The following is a 15,376-nucleotide window of genomic DNA, read 5'->3' as shown; positions in this document are numbered from 1 at the left end:
CCTCACCACTTCGAGACAGAACCTAGCCGCGGGGCCGATGCGCCCGGATATCGACTGGCCGGCCATCGGGATCCCGAGCTGTCATCGTCCACTGGGTAGGCAGCGTCTCGATCGGCCCGACGGGTGCGCCGGAGCCGAGGATTCGTTCCCGGACCGCACACAGGTGCGCGTGGGTCGGTAAGCGCAGGCCCCACCCGGCCCGGCCCAACGGGTCGAGTTCGATATCCGGTCCGGTGGCTGTTTCGACCACCATCAGGTGGTCGGCTCCGCCGACGTCGACGACCGCGATGCGTGGCCCGGCGGCCGTCGCCGCGCGCTCGAAAGCGAGCCTGGCTCCGAGTAATTCGGTGTAGAAGGATACGAGTCGGTCGAGGTCGGTGGTGCACAAGGTCAGATGGTTGACGCCGAGGAGATCAGGCATGGTGGCCTGAGCGTAGTGCCGTCGAGTGCGCGGCGCTAGACCGGGAGTTGTTCTGGCGCAGCGTGTTCGAGGATGTGCCGGTACTGGCTGAGTTGGGCGGCGGCGTCGAGCATGGCCAGGCCCTGGGTGGTGAGTTTGTGTTGCCAGTCGTCGAGGGCGTCGGCGAGCGCGGCGGTGCCGCCCGCTGTCCGGACCTGTTGCAGCACCGTGGCGATGTGCCGCAGCGGGTAGCCGCCGCGTCGCAGCAGGTGTGCGAGTTCGGCGTCCCGGGTGTCGCTCGCTTGGTAGCGACGGTAGCCGGTGGCGCGGTCGCGGGCCGGGACGAGGATCCCGGCGTCCTCCCACTTGCGCAGCGTCGCCGGGGTGACCCGGAGGCGATGCGCCAGTTCGCCGATAGTGCGCGATGCGCGGTCGTCGGCCGCGGTCGAGCCGGCGGCTCCCGCGGTCAGGTGCGCGACGGATTTCCGTACCGTGTCGAGGGTTTCCCGGTCGCGGAGCAACTGGCTGTGGCCTCGATCGATGGTGCGCAGGACCTGTTCCAGGTCGCCGTCGTGCAGTGCGCGCATGATCTGTCCGCCGAGGGCGTGCCCGTACGCGGGGAGCAGGGCGAGGTAGGCGCGCAGCGCGGCCGCGTGCACGTCGGTGTAGATCCGGTAGCCGCTGGGGCTGCGCGCCGCGGGCGGGAGGAAGCCGTCCTGCTCGTAGTTGCGGATCGCCTGGGTGGACAGTCCGTGTTCGCGAGCGAGGTCGGCGGGCCGCAAGGTGCTCATCGTCTTTGAGACTTTACCGTTCGATTTATCAGCTGATAACGCGAAAGCCTCAACCGTTGTTTCAAAGATACGATTGACCCACATGACTCAGGAAATTCGTGACTTCGTGCCACCCGCGTGTGAGCTGCTCGGCTTGGGGGAGCCGACGCATCAGGAACCGGCTTTCGCGCTGATCCGCAACGAACTGTTCGCGCAACTGGTCGAGCTGGGGTTCCGATCGATCGTGCTGGAAACCGATCGGGTGGCCGCGTTCGCGGTGGACGATTTCGTGCGAGCGGACATCGGCACCCTGGACACCGCGATGGACCAGGGCTTCTCGCACGGCTTCGGTGCGCTCGACGCCAACCGGCAGTTGGTCGGGTGGCTGCGTGACTACAACCGGGATCGCCCACCCGCGCAGCGGCTCTCGTTCCACGGCTTCGATACGCCGACCGAGAACTACAGTGCGCCGAGCCCGCGCCGCTATCTCGAGTACGCCCGGGATTACCTGCGGCTCGATTTGGACCTCAGCGATCTGCTCGGCCCGGACGAGCGCTGGAGTCGCTCGGCGGCGGTGCTCGACCCCGCCGAGTCACCCGGTGCCACCGCGGCAGCCGATCGCCTGCGATTGCTCGCCGATGACATGACGCTCGCCCTGCGTAAACGTGCGCCGGACTTGATCGCGACGTCCTCACGCACCGAATGGCGCAGGGCCGCAGCAAATCTGGACGCCGGTATCGGCCTGCTCCGCTATCACCGCGCCGCGGCGCGGCGGTTGGCCACCGACGAGCGGATCACCCTGTTGCTCGCCACCAGGGACGCGCTCATGGCGCAGAACCTGTTGGCGATCCGCGATATCGAGGCGCGCCGGGGACCGACGCTCGTCTTCGCGCACAACCTGCACCTGCGGCAGCATCAATCCCGCGGGTCCGTGCGCGACGAGCTGCCGGGCTATGCGTGTGCCGGTGCGATCGTCGGGGCATTGCTCGATGACGAGCAGTACGCCTGCATCATCGGCAGTCTGGGCAGCAGCGCGGTGCTCGGCCTCGCGGAACCGGCACCGGACACCCACGAGAGTTTCTTGCAGAGCGAGACTTCCAGCTGGGGGCTGCTACCTGCGACCACACCGGAGGCGGCGCGTAGCCGGACCGATCCCGAGCCCCGGCAGGGCTACTTTCCGCTCGACCATCTCATCGTCGAGCAGGCGGCGGCCCTCCTGCACGTGCGCACCGGCGTCGCGAGCTGATTCACGCGCCGGTGTCGTACTGCGGGATAGCCCAGCGGGCGTAGGTGTGTTCGGGCCGCGCCGTGATGATGTCGCAGCTGTTGACCAGTGGCTCGGCGTTGCCTCCGAGGTGGTCGAGCGAGGGAGTGATGAGTGCTTCGAGACCGTGTGCTTGGACCATGGTGATCAGTTGGCCGACCGGGTCTTCGGTGGCGGCGTCGTATTCCACGGTGGTGAGCAGGTGGTAGCCGAGACGTTTGGCCAGGTTACGGATCTGGGTTGTATCCCATGCCCGTTGCGCACCCGACACGTCGCGGCGCAGATAGCCGAGTGCAGTTGGTTCGGACCCCATGGCCAGCCCTCTCGCTTTGGCGGAATTATTTGGCGGCAAGGCCTACGCTACCTGGGCCTGGGGCGGCATTCCCAGAGTTTCGCGGGGGTGTCCGAGTCGAAAAAGCAGTATTGCGCCATTGGAACTCGGGGCGGGTGTGCGACTGGAACCTCGACGTAGGGTGCAGGCGAAAGTGCTGGGCTTTTCCGACCGAATGGAGGGTGCATGCTGGTCCGGGTGATCCGGTGGGCCGTGGTGTTGTGTTGCGTGGCAATGGGGTTCGGCGTGGGTGCGGCCGGTGCCGCGCCGGCGCCCGCGCGTCCGGTGCTCGTGCTCGGTGGTTTCGCCGCCGACGCGGGCAAGATCGAGACGTTGCGGGCCTGGCTCGGCGCGCGCGGCTACGTCGCGTACTCGATGCTGCTGCTGGGGGACCCGACGGGGACCGCCGCGATCGCGGATTCGGCGCAGGCGGTCGCGGACCGGGTCGCCGCGATCCGGCGCGAGACCGGTGCCGCCCGGGTGGACCTGGTCGGGCACTCGATGGGCGGGCTCGCGCAACGTCATTTCGTCAAGTTCCTCGATGGGCACGCGCAGGTCGGCACCTACGTCGACTACGGCACCTCGGAGTACGGCACGTATCTCGGCGTCGCCTGCGCGTGGGCGGCGGGATGCCGCGATCTGGTGCCCGGTTCGGAGTTCCTCACCCGGCTCAACGCCGAACCGGCGCTGCCGCCGGGCGTGCCCGCCTTTCACCTGTTCAGTACCGATGCGGGGGAGGAACGCGAGTCGCTGCCCGGTGCGGTCAACGCCAGTGTGCAGGCGTTCTGTCCGGGCCGCGCGGTGTCGCACGCGGACGAGCCGATCGATCTGGCGATGCAGCAGCTGATCGATGCGGCGTTGCGCGGCGGACCACTCGGCACCGAATGCCCGCCGCAGCCCGGAGCGTAAGCAGAGTTATCTGTAACCGTCGGTTACAGATAACTCTGGGATGCTTCGAAAAGGGGATTGGAGCGCGGAAAAAAGTCACGCTTGCTCCGAAGATGACGTCAGCCTACCAGGTTCGCGATATCGCCGTGAACCGACCAAGCGCTTGCTACGCTCGCCGCATGATCTCCACGGCGGTGTGGGGCACCGGCAATGTCGGCCGGGCGGCCATTCGGGCCGTCGCGGCGCATCCGGCGCTGGAACTCACGAGTGTGCTCGTCCACAATCCGGACAAAGTCGGGCGCGACGCGGGGGAGTTGAGCGGGCTCGACTACTCGCTCGAGGTCGCCGCGACCGACGACGTGGACGCGGTGCTGGCCGCGAGTCCGCGCGCGATCGTGTATGCGGCCTCCGGTGATATCCGGCCCGACGCGGCGCTCGCCGATATCGTCCGCGCCCTGCGCGCGGGCGCGGTCGTCGTCACCCCGGCGCTGTACGCGCTCTACGACCCGCGCAACGCACCGGCCGAGATCCGCGAGCCGGTGCTGGCGGCGATCGCGGACGGCGGCGGCGCGCTGTTCGTGTCCGGTGTCGATCCGGGCTGGGGCAACGATGTGCTGCCGCTGCTGATCAGCGGACTCGGCAGCACCGTCGAGGTGATCCGCTGCCAGGAAATCTTCGACTACTCCACCTACGACCAGCCCGATTCGGTCCGCTACCTGGTCGGTATGGGCCAGCCGATGGACTATCAGCCGCCGATGCTCGCGCCGAGCGTGCCGACCATGGTGTGGGGCGGGCAGATTCGTTTGATGGCCCGGGCGCTGGGTGTCGAGTTGGACGAGATCCGCGAGACCCTGGATCGTCGCGCGCTGGACGACACGATCAGCACCCGGTCGATGGGCGAGTTCGCGGCGGGCACGCAGGGCGCGGTGCGGTTCGAGGTGCAGGGCATCGTCGACGGCGTGCCCCGCATCGTGGTCGAGCACGTCACCCGCATCCATCCGTCCTGTGCGCCGGACTGGCCCGCGCCGGCCGACGGTGACGGCGCGCACCGGGTGATCATCGAGGGGCAGCCGCGCATCGAGGTCACCGTCGAGGCGAGCGACGAGAACGGCAACCGCTCGGCGGGCGGAAACGCCACGGCGGTAGGGCGTTTGGTGAGCGCGATCGATTGGCTCGTCGAAGCGGGCCCAGGACTCTACGACGCACTCGATATCCCGCTGCGTCCCGCGGTCGGCAAACTCGGAAGGAAACTCCCATGATCGTCGATATCCCCGAGGGCAAGGACCCGATCGGTTACGTGTGGGGCGAAATGGTGCCCGGGATCGGTGTCGCCGCGTCGCAGTTCTCGCTGGCGGTGTATTCGCACAGCACCCTCGGGCTGCGCGAATTCGAGGCCGCGCGGCTGCGGATCGCCCAGATCAACGGCTGCCTGTTCTGCCAGGACTGGCGGACCGAGCGGGACGGCAAAAAGGTGGAACCCGAGTTCGCCGATGCCGTCACCGAGTGGCGCAGCACCGAGGCGTTCGACGAACGCACCAGGCTCGCCGCCGAATACGCCGAACGCTACGCCCTGGACCACCACAGCATCGACGACGAATTCTGGACGCGGATGTTCGCCGAGTACAGCCAGGCCGAGGTGGTCGAACTCAGCATGAGCATCGGATCCTGGCTGGCCTTCGGCCGGCTCAACCGGGTGCTCGGCCTGGACACCGCCTGCGTGCTGCCCAGTCACGCGAGCACCCAGTAGTCAGCGCCGCTTCGGCACCCACGCGGGCTGGCCCTCGACCAGTCCGGTCTCGAACAGTTCGGGCGCGTCCAGCACGGCGCGCAGCCGCTGGTGCGCCTGCTCGGCGGTGAGGGTGTTGGGGTAGCGGATGTATTCGAGCGCGGCGGTCGTGCGCACCCGGAATCGGTGACGGAATTCGTGATCGCCCGCGTAGCTCAGCGCGATCCGGCCACACCATTCGATATCGTGCGCGCCGTCTGCCCGGCGGGTGAACAGCACCTCCTGATCGGCCACCGAATCGTGGCCGAGCAGGTAGATGTTGAAGGCCAGATACTCGAGTTCGCCGAGTTCCGGTAACGGCAACGGGTCGGCGGTGAGCCGTTGCGGCGCAGCGGCTTTCAATTGGAAGAGTTTGCCCGGCGTCGCCGCGAGAAAGCCGGTGCCGTCGTCCTCGCCCCAATAGGTGGACGACAAGGTGCACCGGTGGTAGTTCGTCCAGACCACCGGCGAGGACCAGTCCGGCGCGTCCGCCGGGTGCTCGGGCAGCCCGTCGGCCGCGTAATCCGCCGACCGGAGATGAAAGTCGAACCACAGATTACCGGCGCGATCGAGCCGCCCGGTCCACGCGAATTCCTCGATGGCATGCCCGGCGGGCCACGGGTTGCCCGGAAACACGATCCGACCGTTCCCAGCCCCGCACTCCAGGTCGATCCTTTCCATGCCGACGAACATAGCGACCGGCACCGACACATCAAGCGTTGACGGGTGCCTCGTCGTCGGGGGCCTGCTCGACGGTGCGTTTCGGGCCGGTGAACCAGGTGCGCGCCGAAACGAACCACCAGATTCCGATCGCGCCGACCACGCCGGCCAACGCGATCGGCGCGTAATTGACGGTATTCCAGGTGAACTCGCTGTTCCAGGGATAACCACGATCGTCCATCGGCAGGATGAACAGCACACTGATCGCGACGATCCACAGCAGTGCGACGATGCCGACCGGCCGATACCAGCGACCCAATTGCCAGGGGCCGGTGCGGAATCGGGCGCCGTTCAATTGGCGCAGCAGGATCGGAATGCCGTACGCGATGTACAGGCCGATGGTCGCGACCGAGGTGGCGGCCGCGTAGGCGGTCGGCGCGTTCTCGGCCGGCACCAGCATCGAGGGAATCAGCAGGACGAAGGCGAACGTGGAAATGAAGAGCACCGCGTTCACCGGGACCTTCCGCGCCGAAAGTCTCGACCACAGCGCCGAACCCGGCACCGCGCCGTCGCGGGCGAACGCGAACAGCATGCGCGAGGCCGAGGTGACCGAGGCGTAGCCGCAGAACAGCTGCGCGATCGCCGCGATGATCAGCAACAACCCGGACCAGAAGGAGTTCAGCGAATTCTCCAGGATGTAGATCACCGGGTAGCCGCTGTTCTTCGCCGGATCGAGCGCGTCGTCCAGATTCGGGATCGCGAACGTCACCGCCATGATCAGCAGATAGCCCGCGATCGCCGACACCACGATGGTGTTGATGATGCCCTTCGCCGCCATCCGGGACGCGTCGTGGGTTTCCTCGGACATGTGCGCGGAGGCGTCGTATCCGGTGAAGGTGTACTGGGCGTGCAGCAAACCGAGCAGGAAGCTGAACGCCACGCCGCCGAACCCGACCGCGCTGTTGTCCACCGTTTCGGTGAACACGAAGCCGACGCTCTGGTGCTGTTCCGCGCCGAACGCGAGGACCAGGACGAATATCGCGACGCCGCCGACGTGCCACCACGCGGAGATATTGTTGATCACCGCGGACAGGTGCGGGCCGATCGCGTTGAGTACCGCGTGCAGCACCAGAATGACGGCGAAGACCAGGAAGATCGCGGTGCGGTCGGTGCCGATATCGAGGCCGATCACATTCAGCACGACCGTCGTGAAGATCGCCGCCCCGTAATCGATCGCCGCGGTCACCGCGATCTGACCGATCAGATTGAACCAGCCGGTGAACCAGCCCCACACCGGTCCGCCGAGCTGCGCCGCCCACCAGTACAGGCCGCCGGAGGTGGGATAGGCCGAGGCCAGTTCCGCCATCGCCATGCCCACGAACAGCACCATGATCGAGACCAGCGGCCAGCCCCAGGCCATGGTGATCGGCCCGCCGTTGGCCAAACCTATTCCGTAACTGGCCAATCCGCCGGTCAGGATGGAGACGATGGTGAAGCTGATGGCGAAGTTCGAGAATCCGGACCAGGATCGCGCCAATTCCTGTTTGTAGCCGAGCTCGGCGAGCCGGCGTTCATCATCGGAAGGGGGTGGCGTGCTATCGCTCATGTACTGCTCCAGGGTGTAAACGCTGCCCTCACACAGCGTTTGCCAGAAGATCAGTGTGAAGTAATCGGTGGTCAACCGCACGGCAACCAGGAATTCCACGGCAAATCGCGCCGACCCCCGCCGTCTGCCGGGCGGTTCGCCGTCGTAGCGTGGGCGGTATGACGGAGCGACTGGTGGTCATCGGTGGTGACGCGGCGGGTATGTCGGCGGCTTCGCAGGCCCGCAGGCTGCGCTCGGCGCGCGAACTGGAGATCGTTGTTTTCGAGCGCGGCCGGTTCACCTCGTTCTCCGCATGCGGCATCCCGTACTGGGTGGGCGGCGACGTGCTCCACCGCGACGACCTGATCGCCCGCACGCCCGAACAGCATCGATCCCGCGACATCGACCTGCGGCTGCGCACCGAGGTGGTCGAGCTCGATCTCGCGGGCCGCAGGGTGCGCGCCCGGGCGCTCGACTCGGGCGATGAATCCTGGACGGACTACGACAAACTCGTGCTCGCCACCGGCGCCCGGCCGATCCGGCCGCCGCTGCCCGGCATCGACGCCGCCGGCGTGCACGGCGTGCAGACGCTCGACGACGGACAGGCGTTGATCGATACGCTCGAGACCACGACGGGCAAACGCGCGGTGGTGGTCGGCGCGGGCTATATCGGCGTCGAGATGGCCGAGGCGCTGATTCGGCGCGGCTACGACGTGACGATGCTGCATCGCGGCCCCGAGCCGATGGCGACCATGGATCCGGACATGGGCGCGCTGGTCCGGGAAGCCATGTGCGGCATGGGGATCACGGTGGTCAGCAAGGCTGAGGTGACCGAGGTGCGGACCGACGAGCACGGTCGCGCCCGCGCGGTGGTGGCCGACGGCGCGGAATACCCGGCGGATGTGGTGGTGCTCGGCATCGGGGTGCGCCCCGACACGGAGTTGGCGCGTGCCGCCGGTTTACCGCTCGGTGCGCACGGCGGGCTGCTGACCGATCTCGCCATGCGGGTGCGCGGTCACGAAAACATCTGGGCCGGCGGCGATTGCGTCGAGGTGCTCGACCTGGTGTCGGGCCGGGAACGGCATATCGCCCTGGGCACGCACGCCAACAAACACGGTCAGATCATCGGCGCGGGCGTCGGCGGGGGATACGCGACCTTCCCCGGGGTGGTCGGCACCGCGGTGAGCAAGGTCTGCGACCTCGAGGTGGCCCGAACGGGGTTGCGCGAGAAGGACGCTCAGGCCGCCGGACTGCAGTTCGTCACGGTCACCATCGAATCCACCAGCCGCGCAGGCTATTACCCCGACGCCGCGGCGATGACGGTGAAGCTGCTCGCCGAGCGGCACACGGGCCGGCTGCTCGGCGTGCAGATCGTCGGACGGGAGGGCGCGGGCAAGCGCGTCGACATCGCCGCCGTCGCGCTCACCGCTCAGATGACCGTCGAGCAGATGACCGCGCTCGACCTCGGTTACGCGCCGCCGTTCTCCCCGGTGTGGGATCCGGTGCTGGTGGCGGCGCGTAAGGCCGTCGCCGCGGTGCGTGCCCGCGGCTAGCGTTCAGGCCTGCTTGCGGTACACCGCGAACACCGGGATGCGCCGCGAGGTCTTCTCCTGGTACTCCCCGAAGCCCGGCATGATCTCGACCATCCTGGCGTACAGCGCGTCGCGTTCGGCCCCGGTGACCTCCTCGGCCTTCGCCTCGTAGCGTTCGGTGCCGATCTCCACGGTCAGCTCGGGGTTCGCGCGCAGGTTGAAATACCACGCCGGGTGTTTGTCCGCGCCGCCGTTGGACGCGATGAGCACCACCCGCTCGCCGTCGGGCAGGAAGACCAGCGGGCTGGTGATCTGCCGGCCGGACTTCGCGCCGGTCGTGGTGATCAAGACCATGTGCGCGCCCTCGAACATGCCCCCGACCTTGCCCGCGTTCGCGCGGAACTCCGCGATGACCTGTTCGTTGAAGCTGTTCTGTGCCACGTCGTTCGCCTCCGGTTCGTCGATTCCGTCCTGACAACACCGATCGGCCACCGCGAAATTCCGGGCCGCTCAGTAGTCGCGGAACAACTCGATCAGGTCGGTCTTGCCGAACAGCACGGCGGCGTCGCGCGCCGACGGGGTGCCCGCGTCGGGGTCGGCGCCGGATTCGAGCAGCAGCCGCACGATCTCCGTTTCCCCTTTGAACACCGCGCCCGCCAACGGAGTCTGCCCCTTGTCGTTGGCGCGCGTCGGATCGGCGTCGCGGTCGAGCAACGCCGCGACGGCGGCGCGGTGCCCGTGGTACGTGGCGAGCATGAGCAGCGTGTCGCCCGCTTCGTTGGTGAGGTCCGCGGGTACTCCGGCATCTATGTATGTCGCCAGCGCCGTCGCATCGCCCTGCCGGGCGAAATCGAACACCTTGGTCGCGAGCTCGATGAGTTCCGGATCCATGTCAGCGCCCATGGGCTCATTACTACCACCGCCCGCGCGGTTACCGGTCGCGCGCGCCGCGACCCCGAGTCCGGTCGAATACTCGCGGGTAGCCCCTCCCACCTGGTGTGCCGCGCCGCACGGGTCGGTATAGTCGCCGCGGATGAGTAGTGTCACCACCCGCGTTGAGCCGGAAGCACAGCACCGTCGACTCGGGGTCGTGGTGTGGCTGGCACCGGCCCTCGCCATCGGGTTCTCCGCGTTCTGTCTGCTGCTGCCGGTGTGGCCGTTCCACGAGATCACCGGCGGGTTCATCGACCTGCAGGTCTACCGGTTGGGTGTGGACGCGCTACGGCACGGCAAGGACATGTACGGCCAGCTGCCGCAGACCACCATCGGCGCGGGACTGCCGTTCATCTATCCGCCGTTCGCCGCGCTGGCGCTGAGTCCGTTCGCGCTGCTGCCCTGGCACGCCGCCGCGTTCACCTTCTTCGTGTCCTCGGTGGCCGCGCTGGCACTGACGCTGTATCTGGTCGCGCGCCGGATCTGGCCCGCGGCCGGCCAGCGCAAGCTGGCGCTGTTCGCGACGCTGTGTGCCACGCCGCTGGGTCTGCTGCTGGAACCGGTGCATGCGACGCTGGACTTCGGCCAGGTGAACCTGCTGCTCATGGCGCTGGTCGCGGCCGACTGCCTGGCCCACAAGCCGCGCTGGCGGCGCGGCATGCTGATCGGCATCGCGGCCGCGATCAAGCTGACCCCGGCCGCGTTCGTGCTCTACTTCCTGGTGCGCCGGGACTACAAGTCGGCGGCCACGGCAGCGATCACCGGCGCCGCGGCGACCGGCCTCGGGTTCGTGGTGTTGCCGCACGACTCGGCCAAATACTGGTTCGGCGGGCTGGGCAATGTGTCCGGCTTGAGCGGTTCGGCCTTCCACACCAATCAGTCGATCCAGGCCGTACTGGCCCGGCTGCAGGTGCCCGAGCCCGCGTTCACCGTCCTGTGGCTGGTGCTGGGCGCCGCGCTGCTGGTGCTGGTGGTCGCGGCTATGCGCCGCGCGGTCGATTTCCCGCCGCTGGCGCTCGGCATCAACGCGGTGTTCACGCTGCTGCTGTCGCCGATCTCGTGGTCGCACCACTGGGTGTGGATCGCCCCGGCCCTGTTCGGCGCCGTCGGCTACGCCGCCACCAGGCTGCCGCGGCGTCAGGCCATCGGCTGGTGGGTGACGATCGCGGTCATCACCGCGATCTTCGTGTACGGACCGCAGAACTGGCTGCCCGACGGCGAACATCGCGAAACCCAGTGGACCGCTTGGCAACACGTCGTGGGCAACACCTATGTGTGGTTCAGCGTGCTGCTCGTCGCGTTGTATTTCGTCTCCGGCCGCAGGGCTGTGAGCAGGGCGGAACCCGCCCCGGTGCTGGTCGCTCAGCAGCAGAGCTGAGCCGGTCGTGTTTGCTCGCCGGTACCTCGGGTAGGCGATACCTACGCATCCGCTCCGGCCGTGCGCGGCTAGGGACGGACTGCGTCCGACGGCACCAACCGGGCCACAGAGACGCCCCGGCCGTCGCGGTAAGAACACCCGAGGCAAGGAGAGATACGCATGGCCGACGCCCCACGCGGCTTTGCCGCTATGGACGCAGCGCAGCAGCGCAAGATCGCCAGCCTGGGCGGCAAGGCGAGCAGCGGCAGCTTCGACAACGACCCCAAGCGGGCCAGCGAGGCGGGCAAGAAGGGGGCCGCGGCGCAACCGACCGCGGCCAAACGCCTCGGCGGCTCGCACAGCCACCGCAACCGGTAGCCCCGGCGACCGCACGATGGGGCGAGGCCGCGGCCTCGCCCCATCCGGCTGTCCGGTCGGCGCAAGAGTGACGCAAGGATGCCGGACCGAGATCGATCAGACGATCAAGGCCGCCGCGATCACCGTGCCGGCCGCGCAGGCGATCTATCGGCGCGGGCTGCTGGCACGTTTGCGCGCGGCACAGGACAAGAGTCCCGCGCCGCTGCGCGCGGCCTTCGGCGTCGCGGGGGCGGAAGAGAATGCGGCACCGGAGGTTCCGCAGGGGCCGCCGTTCGTCGGGCATTTCGCGGGCATCATGCTACGGCGCGACGCCCTCGACCTCGAGGACCCGGCGTTCGCCGATCTCGGTCCCGCGTCCCACATCTTTCTGGTGACCCAGCAGAACCTGGAGTCGATGCTCGGCGAGTGGGCCGAGGAGTTGGGGGTGCAGATCCGGCGCGGGGTCACCATGACGGACTTCACCGACGACGGCACCGGCGTGACAGTTCGCCTGGGCGACACCGACGTTCGGGCGGAATGGCTGGTGGGCTGCGACGGCGGCCGCAGCACGGTGCGCAAACGCGCCGGTTTCGACTTTCCCGGCCTGGCGGCCGAAATCACCGGGCATCAGGCGCTCGTCGAGATGACCGGCGCCGAGGAGTTGCAGCCGGGTTGGATCACGACGCCCACCGGAATGTATACCTACGGGCCGACTCCCGGCCGGATCCTCACCGTCGAGCTGGACGGCCCGCCCGCCGATCGGGACGCGCCGATCACCGCCGCGGAACTCCAGGCCGCCCTGCGCGCGGTTTCCGGTGTGCCGGTGCGGATCACGGCCGTGCACTCGGCCACGCGGTTCACCGACAACACCCGTCAGGTCACCTCGTACCGCAGGGGCCGGGCATTGCTGGCAGGCGATGCGGCGCACGTCCATTCGCCATTCGGCGGGCAAGGCCTCAACCTCGGTATCGGGGACGCGGTCAACCTGGGCTGGAAGCTCGCGGCCGTGGTGCGCGGCCGGGCGGACGAGGACCTGCTCGACACCTACACCGCGGAGCGGCATCCGATCGGCGCCACGGTGCTGAACTGGAGCCGGGCACAGATCGCGCTGATGCGACTCGACCAGCGCAGCAAGCAACTTCGCGCTTTCATGACCGAGCTGCTGGCCACCCGCGACGGTACGACCACGGTATTCAAACGGATCTCCGGTGTGCTGCACCGCTACGATCTCGGCGGCACGCACGAACGGGTCGGGGCGGTCGTGCCGGACTTCGAGCTGTCCGACGGGACACGCCTGGGCGAGCATTTCGCCGACGGTGCGGCGGTGCTGTTCGATCTGGCCGACTCGGCGGAATTGCGTGCGCTGGCGGCGAATTGGCCGCCGGGCGTCCGGGTGGTGACGGGCAAGCCGGTGGACGCGCGGGAGCTGTCCGGCCTGCTGGTCCGGCCCGACGGGTACGTGGCGTGGGCGGGCGAGGGCGGCAGTCTCGACGGGCTGGCCGCCGCGCACCACCGCTGGTTCCGCGCGGCATGCCGACATGGCTGGAATCCCGTTGTCACCAACGGGATTCCAGTGTCAGGCAGTGAGGGTCAGGGGTTCGGGCAGACCTTCCACGCGAAGTGGTAGGTGGTGTTGATGGCGCCGTCGGTCGAGTCCATCGTGATGAAGCTGGTCTTCTTCGGGTCGGAGTTGCCCGCGTCCACCCGCAATTGGGTGTTGATATTGAAGTTCCGGGTTTCGCCGCACGGCAGATAGACGATCGCGCCTACCTCGGTGGTGTCGGTCTTTTGCCAGTCGTCGGAGAACGGGCCTTTGAATGTGTGATCGACGAAGTCGGTCGGTGAATTACCCTGGAAATAGTAACGGGCCCGTTCCAGCGCGGTCGCGCCCTTTTGCAAGCTGGCGAAACCGCGGTAGTCCGCCTGCGCGATTCCGTAGGTGAAGCCCTGCGGGACGTGCACCTTCAGGTTGAGCTGGCAATTCTTGCGGAAGTCGGTGGGGCCGGCGCCCGGGCCGACCTGCGCGGTGTAGGCGCTGTAGGTCACCGTGAAGGCGGTATTGTCGGGTGAAACCGCCACTGCCGCTGTGTCCTTGGGGCAACCGGTGCCGTTGACGGTCACCACGTCGATGACGATCTTGTCCGGTGGGGCGCCCGGCCAGTCGGACCCGGGCTGCCCAGAAACGGGGGAACCGGACATCGGCAAAGCGAACGCAAATAGGGCGGCGCCGACGGCGGCTAATTTCTTGTACATTGGAATTCCTCGGAATGTTCCGGTTGCGGGACAAACCTCACTTTAAGTCGGTGCCGCCTGCCGTATCCTCCCCAGTGAAGTGGGGAGGATACGGAATGGTTTGCGTCCGTACGGGATTGGCGATCGGGGTGGACGGTTCTTTATTGTTCAAGCGAGTTCGAGGCGCGGTCCGATATGAATCGCCCGATAGACCTCGTTACGGATCGCGTTCGCCTGCTCGTCGGTGAGCGTGCGGGTGAGCGGCCGCAGGGTGAGTCGTACGACGGCATTGGCTTGCCCCGGCCGGATGCCGAGGCGCTCGCGCGCCGAATCGGGTAGCCGGTCATACGGGGTGCGCGCCGTGACGAGCACCGACTCGATGTCGTCGAGCCTGTCGTGCAACACTTTTCGCACCGTATCGCCGAGGGTCTCGTCGTCGGTGTGGTCCGCGATCACCACCGACAGATCGCGCCGGATCGGTGGCAGCATCGACACCGGGCGCCACGGTGTCAGGTCGCGCAGTTGCTGGGCGATGCGCGGGTCGGCCGAACGCAGATAACGGATATCGGGAATTCCCTTGCGCAGCATCAACGCTCGGTCCAGGCCGAGCCCGAGTGCGGTGCCGGACCAGCGACCCGGATCGAGCCCGGCACCGGCCAGGATGTGTTCGGCGATGAGCCCGCATTCGGCGAGTTCGAGCCAGTCGTCCCCGAGCCGGACGTCGACTTGGCGGCCGAGCGCGGTGTACGGGTGCACGGCGGGGGTGGTGCGCCAGACCGCGCCGGGCAGCACCGCGGCCACCAGCCGGGCGATCATTTCCTGCAGGTCGGCTTCGCCGATGTCCGGGCGGGATCGCAGACGCCACAGATCTAGCTGGTGTGGTTCGCCCACGTGGCTGCGATCCACGACGTCGCGACGGTAGGCGAGACCGGGTACGACGATCAATTCATCTGTCACGGTGCGTATTTCGGCATAGCGGCGCAGCGCGGCCGGGATATCGGCGGTGGTGTGGCTGCGCAGCATGGCGGTCGGGCTGAGGTATCGGGTGTAGCGCGCGTCGCGGGTGACGTCGGCCGGGTCGTAGCCGAGCTTGTCGTAGTTGTCGGCGACCGCGACGATCGGCGAATTGCGCACGATGCGCACGGTCGGCCCGGCAGGCGCGGTGAGCGCAGCGACGAGTTCGTCGAGCAGCTGCTGCATGGCGTGCGGGCCCTGGGCGGCGTCGCTGAGGTCGCGCACCGTCAGCGCGCGCGACAGATCCAGGGTGGTGAGATAGGCAGGCATCGGTAATTCCTTGGTAGC

At 68.0% G+C, this 15,376-nt stretch carries 17 protein-coding genes; 8 read left to right on the top strand and 9 right to left on the bottom strand.

Annotated elements, in window-relative coordinates; genetic code table 11:
* Positions 1 to 22: 22 nt before the first annotated feature.
* Both NVU01S_RS38770 and NVU01S_RS38765 read right to left on the bottom strand, forming a co-directional pair.
* On the bottom strand, positions 23 to 421 hold the full coding sequence (locus tag NVU01S_RS38770; RefSeq protein ID WP_043683304.1) for a VOC family protein: 399 nt from the start codon (positions 419 to 421) through the stop codon (positions 23 to 25).
* A gap of 35 nt (positions 422 to 456) precedes the next feature.
* Entirely contained in the window at positions 457 to 1,191 is a 735-nt protein-coding gene (locus NVU01S_RS38765; RefSeq protein WP_043683301.1) for a TioE family transcriptional regulator, read from the bottom strand.
* Between the two features lie 82 nt (positions 1,192 to 1,273).
* Here NVU01S_RS38765 and NVU01S_RS38760 point away from each other — a divergent pair, with 82 nt between their 5' ends.
* Complete coding sequence (locus NVU01S_RS38760; RefSeq protein WP_043683298.1) at positions 1,274 to 2,416, top strand: erythromycin esterase family protein; 1,143 nt, start codon at positions 1,274 to 1,276, stop codon at positions 2,414 to 2,416.
* Position 2,417: 1 nt separating this feature from the next.
* Here NVU01S_RS38760 and NVU01S_RS38755 read toward each other — a convergent pair whose 3' ends face one another.
* On the bottom strand, positions 2,418 to 2,747 hold the full coding sequence (locus tag NVU01S_RS38755; RefSeq protein ID WP_043683294.1) for a hypothetical protein: 330 nt from the start codon (positions 2,745 to 2,747) through the stop codon (positions 2,418 to 2,420).
* A 204-nt stretch (positions 2,748 to 2,951) separates the two neighbouring features.
* On the opposite strand from NVU01S_RS38755, the gene NVU01S_RS38750 reads away from it, so the two are divergent.
* The 3 genes from NVU01S_RS38750 (at position 2,952) to NVU01S_RS38740 (ending at position 5,400) form a co-directional block, all read left to right on the top strand.
* On the top strand, positions 2,952 to 3,674 hold the full coding sequence (locus NVU01S_RS38750) for an esterase/lipase family protein (protein ID WP_043683291.1): 723 nt from the start codon (positions 2,952 to 2,954) through the stop codon (positions 3,672 to 3,674).
* A 158-nt stretch (positions 3,675 to 3,832) separates the two neighbouring features.
* Positions 3,833 to 4,912, top strand: a complete 1,080-nt coding sequence (locus NVU01S_RS38745; RefSeq protein WP_043683288.1) for an NAD(P)H-dependent amine dehydrogenase family protein — start codon at positions 3,833 to 3,835, stop codon at positions 4,910 to 4,912.
* Positions 4,909 to 5,400 carry a carboxymuconolactone decarboxylase family protein gene (locus tag NVU01S_RS38740; RefSeq protein ID WP_043683285.1) on the top strand — a complete coding sequence of 164 codons (492 nt, stop codon included), beginning with the start codon at positions 4,909 to 4,911 and terminating at the stop codon, positions 5,398 to 5,400. Before NVU01S_RS38745 ends, NVU01S_RS38740 begins: the two co-directional genes overlap by 4 nt.
* Here the strand turns inward: NVU01S_RS38740 and NVU01S_RS38735 are convergent, their stop codons facing one another.
* Together NVU01S_RS38735 and NVU01S_RS38730 are read right to left on the bottom strand one after the other, a co-directional pair.
* Positions 5,401 to 6,099 carry a hypothetical protein gene (locus NVU01S_RS38735; protein WP_156522242.1) on the bottom strand — a complete coding sequence of 233 codons (699 nt, stop codon included), beginning with the start codon at positions 6,097 to 6,099 and terminating at the stop codon, positions 5,401 to 5,403. It abuts the gene before it with no gap.
* A gap of 31 nt (positions 6,100 to 6,130) precedes the next feature.
* On the bottom strand, positions 6,131 to 7,684 hold the full coding sequence (locus NVU01S_RS38730; RefSeq protein ID WP_043676945.1) for an amino acid permease: 1,554 nt from the start codon (positions 7,682 to 7,684) through the stop codon (positions 6,131 to 6,133).
* A gap of 158 nt (positions 7,685 to 7,842) precedes the next feature.
* Here NVU01S_RS38730 and NVU01S_RS38725 point away from each other — a divergent pair, with 158 nt between their 5' ends.
* Positions 7,843 to 9,216: an FAD-dependent oxidoreductase gene (locus NVU01S_RS38725; RefSeq protein WP_043676891.1), complete on the top strand. Its 1,374-nt coding sequence runs from the start codon at positions 7,843 to 7,845 to the stop codon at positions 9,214 to 9,216.
* A 3-nt stretch (positions 9,217 to 9,219) separates the two neighbouring features.
* Here NVU01S_RS38725 and NVU01S_RS38720 read toward each other — a convergent pair whose 3' ends face one another.
* Together NVU01S_RS38720 and NVU01S_RS38715 are read right to left on the bottom strand one after the other, a co-directional pair.
* Positions 9,220 to 9,636 carry a nitroreductase family deazaflavin-dependent oxidoreductase gene (locus tag NVU01S_RS38720; RefSeq protein WP_209444844.1) on the bottom strand — a complete coding sequence of 139 codons (417 nt, stop codon included), beginning with the start codon at positions 9,634 to 9,636 and terminating at the stop codon, positions 9,220 to 9,222.
* Positions 9,637 to 9,705: 69 nt separating this feature from the next.
* Positions 9,706 to 10,098 carry an ankyrin repeat domain-containing protein gene (locus NVU01S_RS38715; RefSeq protein ID WP_042253376.1) on the bottom strand — a complete coding sequence of 131 codons (393 nt, stop codon included), beginning with the start codon at positions 10,096 to 10,098 and terminating at the stop codon, positions 9,706 to 9,708.
* Positions 10,099 to 10,228: 130 nt separating this feature from the next.
* On the opposite strand from NVU01S_RS38715, the gene NVU01S_RS38710 reads away from it, so the two are divergent.
* From NVU01S_RS38710 to NVU01S_RS38700, 3 genes are all read left to right on the top strand, one after another.
* Positions 10,229 to 11,506 (top strand): glycosyltransferase 87 family protein, encoded by a 1,278-nt coding sequence (locus NVU01S_RS38710; protein WP_043676889.1) that lies wholly within the window; start codon positions 10,229 to 10,231, stop codon positions 11,504 to 11,506.
* Positions 11,507 to 11,665: 159 nt separating this feature from the next.
* Positions 11,666 to 11,863 carry a con-10 family general stress protein gene (locus NVU01S_RS42895; RefSeq protein WP_014985927.1) on the top strand — a complete coding sequence of 66 codons (198 nt, stop codon included), beginning with the start codon at positions 11,666 to 11,668 and terminating at the stop codon, positions 11,861 to 11,863.
* A 67-nt stretch (positions 11,864 to 11,930) separates the two neighbouring features.
* Positions 11,931 to 13,469, top strand: a complete 1,539-nt coding sequence (locus NVU01S_RS38700) for an FAD-dependent monooxygenase (protein ID WP_063776017.1) — start codon at positions 11,931 to 11,933, stop codon at positions 13,467 to 13,469.
* Here the strand turns inward: NVU01S_RS38700 and NVU01S_RS38695 are convergent.
* Together NVU01S_RS38695 and srmL are read right to left on the bottom strand one after the other, a co-directional pair.
* Positions 13,433 to 13,966, bottom strand: coding sequence for a DUF4360 domain-containing protein (locus tag NVU01S_RS38695; RefSeq protein WP_244467402.1), 534 nt, complete (start codon positions 13,964 to 13,966; stop codon positions 13,433 to 13,435). The two genes, NVU01S_RS38700 and NVU01S_RS38695, sit on opposite strands and share 37 nt — an antisense overlap.
* Positions 13,967 to 14,242: 276 nt before the next feature.
* On the bottom strand, positions 14,243 to 15,358 hold the full coding sequence (srmL, locus tag NVU01S_RS38690) for a PheS-related mystery ligase SrmL (protein WP_043676887.1): 1,116 nt from the start codon (positions 15,356 to 15,358) through the stop codon (positions 14,243 to 14,245).
* Positions 15,359 to 15,376: the final 18 nt, after the last annotated feature.

This window comes from Nocardia vulneris (assembly GCF_001613425.1).
In the GTDB taxonomy this organism is placed as follows: domain Bacteria; phylum Actinomycetota; class Actinomycetes; order Mycobacteriales; family Mycobacteriaceae; genus Nocardia; species Nocardia vulneris.
Note: the sequence above shows the minus strand (reverse complement) of the source record. Positions and strands in the feature narration are given on the sequence as shown.